Genomic DNA, 12738 nt, shown 5'->3' with positions numbered 1-12738 from the left:
ATGGATATGGAATGGACTCTGGAGCTTCTAGCTGAAATGAGTAGGCTAAGACGTTTTGCTTCCCGTTACGAAGTGTTAAGTGAGTTATAATTGTAGCTAATAAAGGTGGTACCGCGGGAGTCTCTCGTCCTTTTCTAGGATGAGGGGCTCTTTTATTTTTAGAAAGGAGGAGTTAGTGTGAGTGAGAAAATAATGTTAACAGGAATTAAGCCAACTGGTTATCCGCATTTAGGAAACTATATTGGAGCAATCAAACCGGCATTAACAATGTCTAAAAACAAAGACGGAAAAGCACTATATTTTATAGCTGACTATCATGCATTAAACGCTGTGCAAGATCCTAAGTTATTTTGTACGTATACAAAAGAGGTAGCTGCGACATGGCTATCGTTAGGACTTGGAGAAGATGTTATCTTTTACCGACAAACAGAGGTTCCAGAAATTCTAGAGTTAGCATGGATTCTAGCTTGTTTGACTCCGAAAGGGCTGATGAATCGTGCTCATGCATATAAAGCAAAAGTAGAGCAAAATAAAGAAGTTGGTGCTGAAATTGATACAGGTGTGAATATGGGATTATATACGTATCCAATATTAATGGCTGCAGATATACTATTATTTCAGTCCAGCCATGTTCCTGTTGGAAAAGATCAAATCCAACATATTGAAATTGCTCGTGATATTGCCACGTATTTTAATCATACATTCGGTGCAACGTTTACACTTCCTGAGTATGTGATACAAGAAGCAGGGGCTATTTTGCCTGGTCTTGATGGACGAAAGATGAGTAAAAGTTATGGAAATGTCATTCCGCTATTTGCAGCACCCGAAAAACTGAAAAAGTTAATTTTTAAAATAAAAACCGATTCTTCACTACCTCATGAACCGAAAGAGCCTGAGACATTATTTATGATTTATAAGGAATTTGCAACAGAGGAAGAAATACAAAGTATGAGAGAGCGATATAAAGAAGGAATTGGATGGGGGGAAGTGAAAAAGGAACTATTTCGCGTTGTAAACCGTGAATTAGAAGGGCCAAGAGAAAAGTATGAAATGTATATGAATGAACCGAGCTTATTGTATGAGGCATTAGAAAAAGGTGCGAATCGTGCTAGGGAAATTGCGAAGGTAAATTTAGCTGAAATTAAAAAGCGGATTGGCTATGAAAGGGAACGATAATTGTTCCCTTATTTTCTTTTCTTCTTATGAATCTATATTTTGAGCGCATTAGTAATATTTTAGCAATTCCCTTACCAGTTTTTCTGCCAGATTCGAGATAGAAGTGAGAATAGGATCTTCTCTTGCTCTAAAAAATAATGTGCGTAAAAACGTTTTTATATTGGCACATAAAGTACAATATTCATCAAGAGAAAGTCGCTTTCTAAATTGCGGTAGTCGTTTCATTTTTTTATAAATAATTGAGAAAAATTGTTCTTTCGGAAAGTTATGGTACAGCATAGATAAAAGAGGAGTCACAATTCTTTCATCTTCATTGCTGTGATATACAGTGGAATAAATGAATATTTTATTTAATAAGCAATGCGTGATTTCTTCGTAGCAAGTACAGGATATGTTTGGATTATGAACAAGTTCATTAAATGCATCAGAAACATGTGCAACACTATGAGCCCATCCTTTATTTTTGACATGTCCCCGAAAATCTGTCTCGAGGTTCATATATTCAATGAGTTGTTTTTTTGTTTCTTGAATTGTTTCTGGTAATAAAAAGGAGTGAGTATTATCGAACTGTATGATTAAAGCAATTAATAGTGCTGTATACGAACGGGTAAACACTCCATCTGTATGTGAAGAAGTAATATCAAAGTATAAATATTTCTCACTTAGGCAAGTCGTTAACAATAATTCTAGTTGATCGTGGGAAAGAAATTCATTTTGAATAAAATGTGAAAAGCAGTCATATATTAATTGATTGCGAACATAGCTATCAGTTGTTCCAATATGTTGCAGCATGTTGAGTGTTAGCTCATTTATATCGATATTCTGCATTTGTGTATAATCATTTTGCTGAATAAGCTCCAATTGTTGTTGCAATGTCATGATATTCAAAGATGAACCTCCTCTGTGCTTTAATTGTGCAATATTTTCTAGTATTCTATATATTCGAGGACACCCCTGCTCATGCAAGGAGTATATGTTGAAATTGCAGTGTAAAACCTTTGATGTAGATAAAGGGGCAATGATGTTAAACAAAAAGCTCAATCATTTGATTCCGCTTTATCCATCCGTGTTATTGGAAGACTGGCATGTTGAAAATGTTTCAGATCGTCAAGAAGGGGAAAAGTGGGAGACTCTTTTGTTTCAAGTCATTACGCCAACAGGAATGTTTCGTGTGAAAGAATTTTTTCTAGATATAATGGAGCCAACATTTGCAGAGGTGAAAGAAATCTTTTCTTCATATAAAGGAATGAAGAATGGACTGTCTTAAATACAGTTAGGACAGAAGTAGCCTCATTGTAATACAATAAAGAAAAGACATTTCATATATATGCGGACTATATGAAGAAAGTGTTGGTGAAAAAAATGAAACAGCAAAGCAATTGGTTACAAGCAAGCATGGAACAAAATGAAGATAATATGTTACATATACAATGGGGAAATGGGCTAGAGGAAGTTAGTATTTATTGGAGTATTTCTCCAGAACAGATTGAGGAAAATGGTGAATTTCTATTAAAAATATCAGGGGGATCATCATGTACAATCAAAAATCCAAGTGTGGATGTACGCCCATATTTTCGATTAGTAGGTAGTAATGGACAAGTAGTTACAATAGCAGAACGTAAGTTACCACTACAAGGAGCGTTTAACTTTCGAGATTTAGGGGGCTATGAAACGATAGATGGCCGAAGAGTAAAGTGGGGGAAATTATATCGTTCTGAAGAATTAGCTGGGTTAACAAAAGACGATATTAATTATTTGCAACAATCTGGTTTGAAATTAATATGTGACTATCGTACAGATTTTGAAGTGAAACATAAACCAAATCCAAGTATCACTGGTGCTCGTCAAGTATGTTTACCGGTTATGCAAGACTTGGCAAAAGATTTAAATATAAATGAATTTTTCCAAGTTGGTGACTTATCGGTGCTGGGAAAACCAGGAGAATATTTAGTTAACATGAACAAAGACTTTGTAACAGGAAATGAAGCATTTGTGCACTTTTTACAACTTGCTCAAGATCCGGAAAATTTACCACTTGTAAATCATTGTACAGCAGGAAAAGATCGCACTGGTTTTGGTTCTGCTTTATTATTACTGCTACTTGGTGTACCAGAGGAAACAGTTATGCAAGATTATTTATTAAGCAATGGGTTCCGCGAGAAATTAAATCAAAACATGATGGCATTTTTAGGAGCAAAGCTACAAAATGAGGAGAGTAAAGAAATCTTAGGCGCTATGTTTGAAGCGCGTGTAGAATACTTACAGGCTGCGATTGATGAAATTCAGCATAAATATGGAAATATGGAAGTCTATGCTGAAAAGGGATTAGGTCTTACAAAAGAGCAACTAGACAAGATGAAGCAATTATTATTAGAAAAGTAATATATAAATAGTTTTGATGAGAAATCCTGTATATATACACCAATTAAAAAACCGACTTTTAAGAGAGAGAGAGCATCTGGCTATGCATAGAAGCGGTAGTCGGGCCTTTTTCTGCCACATGCGAAGTAAAAACAGAAAGAGCCAACGAGTGTAGGTTACTGTTTATTCTGCATAGCAGGTATTTAGATGTCGAAAAATTAAAATGGATTTATATAGTATTGTCTGGTTTGTTATTAAGAATTTTTAATTACATTGTATTTAACTCCACAATCACCCTCTCTGTCATAACCCAGAGAGGGTGATTTATTTATCCCTTACTTTTAAACTTCATCAAAAATAAAAATTTCATCGATGGAAGCATTCAATGCTTTTGCAATGTCGTGAGCAAGTTGTAAGGAAGGGTTATACTTTCCTTTCTCTAAATGGCTTATCGTTTCACGGCGGACGCCAACAAGTTTTGCTAAATCATCCTGGGTCATATGTAAATGGGCGCGATATTCTTTTATTTTTGTTATGAATGCCATGGTGCCTCTTCCATTTCATCTATTGGTGTATCGTAAAAATAAATAGAAAACCCAAATGTAAGAACAAGTAGACCGAAAATGATAGCGATATCGATTTCTTGTATAGTTGGATTCGGGAATAACATTTCAATAAATATAAATATCGCAGTAGTCAATAATGTAATGATAAAAGCATTTCGACAAGCTTTATTTACAATTTGTTCAAAGAGCTCATCGTGATGAACTTTCCTATACGTTGTGAAAAAGGAAAAGAAACAAAACAAACTAAACAATCCTTTTTCATAAAAGAAACCGAGAAATCCAAAAAAACCAAGGAATCCAAGATACTTTATCCAAGTTGTCTTCATCATACGATCTCCTTTCGGTGTTATAAATACATCACTTTATGTTATAAATATATCATAAAATATATACATAGGGAAAAGAAAAAATGAAATTTTTCGTAAAGTTCAGAAAAAAGATACTATTTACACGCTATAAATAGTAAAAATAGCGTAAAATGGTTGCGAAGGGAGGAGTTAAAATATGACAAATTTAATAGTAATTACATTGTTTCTCGTAGCAGTAACGGTGGTTGGAACGATAATAGTAGGGAAAAATGGGGATGAAAATTATAGTAAATCCACGAAAGGAAATATTACAAGGCTTACAATGATTTATATTTTGTTAGCTATTATTTTAATAGTTGGTGTAGGTTTGTACATTTATTTTAATAGATAGAAATAAATTTTGAAATCTGAAAAAATACAAAAATCAAAAAATACAACTGTGATATAATGATAATATAGTTTATTGGTAATAAAGGAAAGGGTTGGATAAAATGATTGAAATTGTAAACGTATCGAAAAGTTATAACGGTTCTTCGTATGCAGTAAAAGATTTAAGTTTAACAGTGCCAAGTGGAGAAATTTTTGGATTTTTAGGCCCAAATGGTGCTGGAAAATCAACAACAATTAAGATGGTAACAGGTATTCACGCAATAGATAAAGGAACAATTTCGATCAACGGAAAAGATGTGACGAAAGATCCTATGGAAGCTAAGCAAACATTCGGTTATGTTCCGGATAGTCCCGATATGTTTCTGCGATTAAAAGGGATAGAGTATTTGAATTTTATGGCTGATATGTATGAGGTGCCGAATGCAATTAGACAGGAAAAAATTCAATTTTTAGCAGAGAGATTCGATCTTTATAATGCCTTGTCTGACCAAATTCAAAGTTATTCACACGGAATGAGGCAGAAAATTATTATTATCGGTGTTCTTCTTCATGATCCAGATGTGTGGATTTTAGATGAACCGATGACAGGACTTGATCCAAAATCAGCATATATTTTAAAACAAATGATGAGAGAGCATGCAGATAAAGGAAAAACGGTATTTTTCTCTACACACGTGTTAGAAGTAGCTGAGAAATTATGCGATCGCGTAGCTATCATTAATAAGGGGAATTTGCAGTTCCAAGGAAACTTAAATGAAATGAGAGATCATTTTAAATCCAATGAATCTCTTGAAAAAATGTTCTTGGAGATGACGGGGAATGAATAAAATTTGGACATTAACAAAAGTATTATTGAAATTAAATTATGCAGATATTATAACGGATAAAAAGAAACGGTGGGCGTATGTATTTTCATTTTTAGCACTATTATTTGCCGGGTTTATACTTATTGGTCCACTTACATATGGAATGTATGTTGGAATGAAATCAATTGGACAGGAAACATCGATAATTGGCATGGGATTGGCCGTTGCAAGCATATGGGTATTTGTAATCAGTATTACGAATATTTTAACTGTATTTTATTATAACAATGATGTTGAAACGCTGTTACCATTACCACTGCAGCCAGCACAAATTATTACAGCGAAATTTATTACCGTATTAATTACACAGTATGTAATGGCATCTTTTATTTTACTTCCAATTTTCACGGTTTACGGTCTGCAAAGTGGTGCGTTTATTACATATTATTTATATGTAATATTGATTTACATATTTTTCCCTATTATTCCACTCGTACTTGCCTCACTCCTAATGACAGTTATTATGCGATATACGAATATTGCTAAGAATAAAGATCGAAGCAATATGTTCATCGGGCTGTTAACTCTATTATTTATTGTAGGCATTAACATATTTATGCAATGGAAAAACAAAAGTGCAGTATCAGGGGATGCGGTTGCAAGTTACTTTGCTGATCATCAATCGTCTTTACTGGTTCAGATGACCAATTATTTTCCGACAACATACTTTGGTGCAATGGGATTAATAGAAAGCGATTCTTGGAATGGGATTATATATGTAGTAATTTTTGCAGTAATTTCCTTAGCGTTTTTCGGGTTGTTTTTCTATGTTGCACAACGTACATATTTAAAAGGAGTTATTGGACTTTCAACAAGTACAGCAAAAAAAGAGGCTATTTCAGCAGAGAACTTAAAGAAATCAACTGTACAAAGCTCACACATAAAAGCTTATGTAAAAAAAGAGTTCAAAACTTTATTCCGAACACCACAATTTTTTATAAATTGTATCGTGCAAACTTTCATAATGCCAATTATGCTATTCTTTATTCTTTTCGTACAGGACGGGAACTTACAGTGGTTAACTAAGTTTGTAAAAGATCCAGAATGGTCTGGTTTAGCCCTTGGCATTGGTTTTTGTGCAGGTTTATTTTTAATGGGAAGTAATGTTATTGCAACAACGTCCTTTTCTAGGGATGGAAGTTCATGGTTTGTCAATCGTTATTTACCAGTAAAAGCATCAGATATCTTTTTTGCAAAAGTATTTACAGCATGGTTTATTAATATAGCCATTTTAGCTGTATTTGGCCTAATTATGATTATTGTTGCGGGTGTTTCACCACTTTTTATGTTGCTATGGTTTTTATTAAGCGCGAATGGCTTATGGTTAACAAATTTAATTGGTACACGCTGGGACGCTCAAACAGCAGACATACATTGGGATTCAGAGCAAAAATTGTTTAAAAGTCGGTACACAACCTTATGGAGTTTCCTTGCGAACATTTTAATGGATGTGGTTATCGTAGCTGGTGTATGTGCATTATACTTTATCTTAGGAATTGGTTTGTGGGGTATGTTTATTATTCTACTAATTGTATTTACAATTATAAATGTAATCGTAACGCGAAGCTTACAATTAGGTGCAGAACGTATATTAGCAAATATTAAATAACAAAGTAAATCCCCTGTATTTATGCAGGGGATTTACTTTGTAAGAAGCCATGTTTATCCCGCATGAACGGGCAGTATTACTTCTACAAAATGGGTAACGGGACAAGTGATACATTCGAATGATAGGTTTTTTAATAGTTTGTAATATTATTATGTAAACAAAAAGTTGAGAAATAATAAAAATAAGAAATATTTTATCGAGTTATTTTTTTGTATGAAATAAGTAGATTGTCAAAAAATAAGGATTTTTGATAGAGGGATATTGCTTTAAAGAATGGGGAATACAGAATGATATTCTTTATACGACAATATATTTTTCAAATGTAATATAAAACAAGTAGAAAAACCTCGAATATTAACATGAAACGTATAATTACATGACATACGAATATGGAGATTCCTGTCGGAAAGATGAGAGTTAGAACAAAAAGGGATTTTTATAGATAAATAGAATCGTAAAGAGGAGGATAAAATTGTAAATATAGGAGGCTTTTTATGAAAATGAAAAAGATAACAATTGCATCTTTAGCGATTGGTACAATGCTCTCCATTACAGCTTGTAGTCCTGCTGCAGAAAAAGATCAAGCAAAGAAAGAACAAACGAATGCACAAGAAGAAGCAAAAACAACAAATGCTGATGAAACGTCTACAACGAAAAATAATGAAAAAACAGAGAAAGATCAAAAGAATTCAAAGGAAACATCAGGAACTGAAAGTAATGGCAAAACAACAACTGGGAAAACAAACGATCAAACTACAAGTGGAAAAACGACAGAAAAAGAAACAACTACGAAAACAAGTGATCAAACTACAGATGGAAAAACTTCAACGAAAGATACGAAGCAAACTATAGCTGTGAAAACAAATGTAAAGGAAGTTGTTCAACTGATTGAAAACTTAGATAAACAACTGGTTGCTAATCCAAAGCTAGACACAGTAAATAAGCTTGGAAAACAAATAAGTGATAAATGGGATGTAGTAGAAAAAGAATTAGAGACTTCACATCCAACTGATTATAAAACAATTGGACAAAGTATGTATCCTTTAATTGTAGGAGCCGAGAAGCAAAAAATAGATGTGAAACGGATGAAATCGTTAACTACGAAAACAAAGCAAGATTTAAATCAATTATTAAACAAACTTTCATAATAAAATTTGATGATAAAATAGAATGTTTTATGGAAAAGGAGAAACAATATAGGTTTCTTCTTTTATTTGTGTCTATTCAAACTCGAATTTTCATACTATAGAATGTACATACAATGTCAAAATAATAGTTTTAGAGCGGTGAAGGAGGCACATATGAAAGATAATATAAATCGTATGTTTCCGTTTACCTGGTATGTTGTCTGTTTTTCGAAGGATGTTACGAGTCAGTCGATAAAGAAAAAGATATTAGGAAGGGAATTGGTTTTATCCCGTAAAAGCTCGATTCATCGGGTTAATAATCAGTGGGGGATGAAGAAAACCCTCACTGATTAAAGTTTCACTTTATAAAAAAGTGACCCACCTTTTAGTAAGCTGTTCTCTTTTGAGGTACCCGCATTGGAAAAACATATATATAAATGAGTATAAAAGCAGTGTGATTTCACTTACGAAATCACACTGCTTTTATACTTGTTGAAGAGAAATATGTATGATTTAAATACATTTTTTATTAACAGGACAGGATAGTTTAGACCAATTATTAAAGAGTGACCCATTGTTCTATTTATTCATGTTATTCGTATGATATTAATAAAATAGAGCGAATTGGAGGAAGAGCAATGAAGGCGATTGTGTACACAAAGTACGGTCCCCCCCGACGTTCTTCAACTGAAAGAGGTAGAGAAACCTGCTCCTAAGAAAAATGAAATACTGGTCAAAATAAAAGCGACAACCGTAACAGCAGGAGATATTCGGTCACGGGCTGGAAGAAGTTGAGTCAATAGGGAAAGATGTCAAGCGGTTTAAGGAAGGAGACCAGGTTTTTGCGGCTACTCAAGTGAGTTTTGGTTCTTATGCCGAGTATATTAGCCTGCCTGAAGATGGAGCAGTATCTATGAAACCCTCTAATATAACCTATGAGGAAGCTGCGGCCATTCCAATGGGGGCACGTACAGCCTTGTTTTTTCTTAGAAAAGCTAACGTTCAGAGCGGTCAAAATTCACCTGAAACTGCCGAAGCATTAGACTTCCTTAAAGAACTTGTAGAGACGGGGAGGATAAAAGCGGTTATTGACAGGTATTATGCGTTTGAAGATATTGGGAAGCTCATAGATATGTTGAGAAAGGACACAAGAAGGGAAATGTCGTCATAAATGTGGAACATAACAACAAATCCTAATTAATGAAGAACGCTCCGAGGTGGATAACAATTTTTTGTATAAGAAAAAGGCATAAATTGATAGAGTTAAAAAAAGATGTAAGCAGAGGGAGAGGCTTGTATCTTTTTTTATTTTTTATCAAACCAATTAAACCTTTCTATCGTTACCTTAAATATAAATAAAAAATTGAAGGAGGAGTCAGTATGAAAGCATGGCAATGTGTTGTGTCCATATTAGCGAGCCTTTTTTTATTAACAGCGTGTAATAGTGATAAGAAAGAAGATGCTCAAAGTAAGAAAACGAGTGGAGAAAACGTGAGTGAAGTTATTAGTAATAAAAACGAATCTCCTAGTTTACAATTATTAGAGAACGATAAGGTTGGAAAATACTTAGCAGATTCAAGCGGAAAGACACTCTATTATTTTGCAAAAGATACATCTAAGGTAAGTAATTGTAGTGGTGACTGTGTAAAACTTTGGCCGCCATTTGTTGCGAAAGATTTTGAAGTGCCAAAAGGATTTGATAAAAAAGACTTTGCTGCGATAACAAGAGAAGATACGAAAGAACAACAAGTAACGTATAAAGGCTATCCCCTTTACTATTTTGCGAATGATAAATCAAAAGGAGATATAAATGGACAAGGGGTTAAAGATATATGGTTTGTGCTGAATAGTGAAACTACATTTAAACAGCGATAAAGTGAAACTTCTATAAGTGGGGATCTTACTGCTCGCGAATAGTGGAATCAATATTCTGTTAAAAGGAGCGACCAACGTTGTTGGTGGTTCCTATTTTTCTTCCTGAATTATATAATTGAATAAATTACGAATTATCAGAAATAAATGAAAAAACAGGGAGTGCAGGTGGAAATGAAAGAAAAAAATGATTATGAGTTAATGCAATTAGTAAAAAGAAACTATCGTCCTGCATTAGAAGAACTATATGAACGATATATTAAGTTGACATATAGTTTCACTTTTAAATTTTTCCAGGGAAATGAAGACCAAACAAAAGAAGTGATTCAATTAGTTTTCTTAAAAATTTGGACAACGAAAAGTATGTATAATCCTTCAAAAGGTGATTTTGTAAATTGGATACTTACGATTACGAGGAATACATGTATTGATTATGTCCGAAAAGAAAATAAAGAACTTATGTATAGGAAGTTTGATGACGCTGAAAAGCCTATGCATATAGCAGATTCAAAGAATGAAATCGAGAAAAGGCTGCACAGTGTTGAAATTCAACAGGCAAAGCAGAATTTGTCTACGTCTCAAAAAAGATTAATCGACTTGCTATATTGGAAAGGTTATTCCCTTAGTGAGATTGCTAAAATGGAAGATGAACCATTGGGAACTACTAAAAGTCGTCTTCATCAATCTTTAAAGCAATTAAAAAAATATCTAGAATAGAGGGGATAGTATGGAGAGAGAATGTGAGCATTTATTATCTTACGTTATGAATACATTTGATGATACAGAACAAAGAAAGTTTCAAGAACATTTAAAGACATGCCCGAAATGTCAGGCTGAGTATCCATCAATGCAGGCAGCTTGGGAAGCGCTGCATTTCGATTTTGAAGAGAAAGAAGTACCAGCAACATTAAAAGCTGAAGTATTTGATTTTATATTTGCAGACGAACAAACGAATGAAGATAACAGAGTAACAGCGAAATGGAAAGAATGGATGGCCTTACTAAAAAAACAATTTACACCGTTAACAACAGGATTACTAGTAACAATGTTAGTGATTACAGTAGCATTAACAATCGAAAATTTGCAATTAAAAATACAACCTTTAGCAAAGCAGGGATTAAACAATGATCCAGTTGAAGTAATTTCTACTCGTCCATTAGTATCAACCGATCAAAATCATGAAAATACAACGGGGAATATGTTTGTTATACAACAAGGAGATAAGAAAAAATTAGTTGTACAAGCTGATCATTTACCACAAGTAAAAAATTCAGAAGTATATCAAGTTTGGTTATTAAAAGATGGAGAAAGAAAAAACGCTGGAATCTTTAAACCTGATGAAACTGGTTCAGGACTTCTGACGTATGAAATTTCGCAAACACAGTCCTTTGATAACATTGGTATTACAATTGAACCAGATTCGAAAAGTACGAAACCTCTTGGTAAAAAAGTACTAGGAACTTAAAATATATGTTACAGTGAATTCGATTTTCTTATTTCAGCAGGGGGAGTTACTCTTAGAAAATAACTGAATTAACTTCGTATGGTAAATACCATGTTTTTAAATGTTTTATTAATCAGTGGTTTGCTTCTCGTATGATGGACGATTATACATTTGTTTCCCATATACCTTTTGATTCTGATAAAAGACTTATCCAAGAAATGATACCATTTTTTTAATTCATGTATAATGAGACGAGAGAATATCTCGATATTCAACTAATTAAAATAAGGGCAGTATATTAGTAAAAGGGGGAGAAGGATGGATAAGTTATTACAAGAAATCATAAATTGGGTTAGTATGACTGATGAACAGATTGTTATTGGTATTTCAGGACATGGTGCTGCTGGAAAAACAACGTTTGCCAATATGCTTGTAGACCTACTAAATCAAAATGAAGTGAATTATATTAATACAGATCCATACATTGTTAGTTCGGACATACGAAAGTATGCAATTATTCACTATACATATCAAAACGAAAATCATCATAATAAAATGACGGCTTGTCATCCATCAGCGCATCATTTGTCTGCTTTAGAAAGAGATGTTCAGATGGTAAGAGCTGGTTTAGATTTTTATACGATAGATACGCATTATATGAAAAGCGAGTTGATTTCTTCAAAAAACAAAGTGACGATTGTAGAAGGAATGAGTGTCGCATTTATTAACCCCGATTTATTGGATTTAAAAATTTACTTCTATACAGATGGTGAAACGGAATTAATGAGAAGGTCTAGCCGCGATATTGCTGAAAGGGGAGCCAATATCAATTATTTAAGGCAGTCTCATGAAGAACGTCGGATTCAGTACGAAGTGTTTATGCATCCATACAGTCAACATTTTGATATTATTATCAAAAATTCCGATGAAGCAATATGTCTAGAAAAAAATACATTTGAGTTTTATGTAGTTTAAATGCAAATACTCTATTTGTTATGTTTAGTATGAGGGTTCATTTT

General features: G+C 33.5%; 13 protein-coding genes, 2 pseudogenes and 1 other annotated feature (1 of these 16 only partly in view). Of the genes and pseudogenes, 12 read left to right on the top strand and 3 right to left on the bottom strand.

What is annotated here, in order from left to right; all coding sequences use genetic code 11:
- Positions 1-135, top strand: a binding site (T-box leader) (it extends 75 nt beyond the left edge of the window).
- 42 nt (positions 136-177) lie between these two features.
- Positions 178-1176, top strand: coding sequence for a tryptophan--tRNA ligase (locus ACIQ7L_RS20430; protein WP_400571245.1), 999 nt, complete (start codon positions 178-180; stop codon positions 1174-1176).
- A 48-nt stretch (positions 1177-1224) separates the two neighbouring features.
- Here the strand turns inward: ACIQ7L_RS20430 and ACIQ7L_RS20425 are convergent, their stop codons facing one another.
- Entirely contained in the window at positions 1225-2064 is an 840-nt protein-coding gene (locus tag ACIQ7L_RS20425; RefSeq protein ID WP_400571244.1) for a DUF2785 domain-containing protein, read from the bottom strand.
- A 133-nt stretch (positions 2065-2197) separates the two neighbouring features.
- On the opposite strand from ACIQ7L_RS20425, the pseudogene ACIQ7L_RS20420 reads away from it, so the two are divergent.
- Both ACIQ7L_RS20420 and ACIQ7L_RS20415 read left to right on the top strand, forming a co-directional pair.
- A pseudogene (locus ACIQ7L_RS20420) lies at positions 2198-2392 on the top strand (hypothetical protein); the annotation flags it as partial.
- A 146-nt stretch (positions 2393-2538) separates the two neighbouring features.
- Positions 2539-3558 carry a tyrosine-protein phosphatase gene (locus ACIQ7L_RS20415; RefSeq protein ID WP_400571309.1) on the top strand — a complete coding sequence of 340 codons (1020 nt, stop codon included), beginning with the start codon at positions 2539-2541 and terminating at the stop codon, positions 3556-3558.
- Positions 3559-3878: 320 nt separating this feature from the next.
- On the opposite strand, the gene ACIQ7L_RS20410 is transcribed toward ACIQ7L_RS20415, so the two are convergent.
- Together ACIQ7L_RS20410 and ACIQ7L_RS20405 are read right to left on the bottom strand one after the other, a co-directional pair.
- Positions 3879-4082 (bottom strand): helix-turn-helix transcriptional regulator, encoded by a 204-nt coding sequence (locus ACIQ7L_RS20410; protein WP_400571243.1) that lies wholly within the window; start codon positions 4080-4082, stop codon positions 3879-3881.
- Positions 4070-4429 (bottom strand): DUF3796 domain-containing protein, encoded by a 360-nt coding sequence (locus ACIQ7L_RS20405; RefSeq protein ID WP_400571242.1) that lies wholly within the window; start codon positions 4427-4429, stop codon positions 4070-4072. Before ACIQ7L_RS20405 ends, ACIQ7L_RS20410 begins: the two co-directional genes overlap by 13 nt.
- Positions 4430-4607: 178 nt before the next feature.
- Between ACIQ7L_RS20405 and ACIQ7L_RS20400 the strand changes: the two genes are divergently transcribed.
- The 9 genes and pseudogenes from ACIQ7L_RS20400 (at position 4608) to ACIQ7L_RS20360 (ending at position 12694) form a co-directional block, all read left to right on the top strand.
- The gene (locus ACIQ7L_RS20400) at positions 4608-4802 is read left to right on the top strand and encodes a hypothetical protein (RefSeq protein ID WP_400571241.1); all 195 of its coding nucleotides are present in this window, start codon (positions 4608-4610) and stop codon (positions 4800-4802) included.
- A gap of 100 nt (positions 4803-4902) precedes the next feature.
- A complete protein-coding gene (locus ACIQ7L_RS20395; protein WP_400571240.1) occupies positions 4903-5628 on the top strand; it encodes an ABC transporter ATP-binding protein in 726 nt (241 codons plus the stop codon).
- The gene (locus tag ACIQ7L_RS20390) at positions 5621-7276 is read left to right on the top strand and encodes a putative ABC transporter permease subunit (protein WP_400571239.1); all 1656 of its coding nucleotides are present in this window, start codon (positions 5621-5623) and stop codon (positions 7274-7276) included. The genes ACIQ7L_RS20395 and ACIQ7L_RS20390 overlap by 8 nt, the downstream gene beginning before the upstream one ends.
- A gap of 494 nt (positions 7277-7770) precedes the next feature.
- Entirely contained in the window at positions 7771-8424 is a 654-nt protein-coding gene (locus ACIQ7L_RS20385; RefSeq protein ID WP_400571238.1) for a hypothetical protein, read from the top strand.
- A 617-nt stretch (positions 8425-9041) separates the two neighbouring features.
- A pseudogene (locus tag ACIQ7L_RS20380) lies at positions 9042-9600 on the top strand (zinc-binding dehydrogenase).
- 183 nt (positions 9601-9783) lie between these two features.
- Positions 9784-10278, top strand: a complete 495-nt coding sequence (locus ACIQ7L_RS20375) for a COG4315 family predicted lipoprotein (RefSeq protein WP_400571237.1) — start codon at positions 9784-9786, stop codon at positions 10276-10278.
- A 171-nt stretch (positions 10279-10449) separates the two neighbouring features.
- Positions 10450-10992: an RNA polymerase sigma factor gene (locus ACIQ7L_RS20370; protein WP_400571236.1), complete on the top strand. Its 543-nt coding sequence runs from the start codon at positions 10450-10452 to the stop codon at positions 10990-10992.
- Positions 10993-11002: 10 nt separating this feature from the next.
- Positions 11003-11740, top strand: coding sequence for an anti-sigma factor (locus ACIQ7L_RS20365; RefSeq protein WP_400571235.1), 738 nt, complete (start codon positions 11003-11005; stop codon positions 11738-11740).
- Between the two features lie 297 nt (positions 11741-12037).
- A complete protein-coding gene (locus ACIQ7L_RS20360; protein ID WP_400571234.1) occupies positions 12038-12694 on the top strand; it encodes a uridine kinase family protein in 657 nt (218 codons plus the stop codon).
- Positions 12695-12738 lie beyond the last annotated feature (44 nt).

Source organism: Bacillus sp. NPDC094106 (assembly GCF_044764345.1).
GTDB lineage: Bacteria > Bacillota > Bacilli > Bacillales > Bacillaceae_G > Bacillus_A.
The sequence above is the reverse complement of the archived record's forward strand: the minus strand, read 5'-3'. Positions and strand labels throughout refer to the sequence as shown.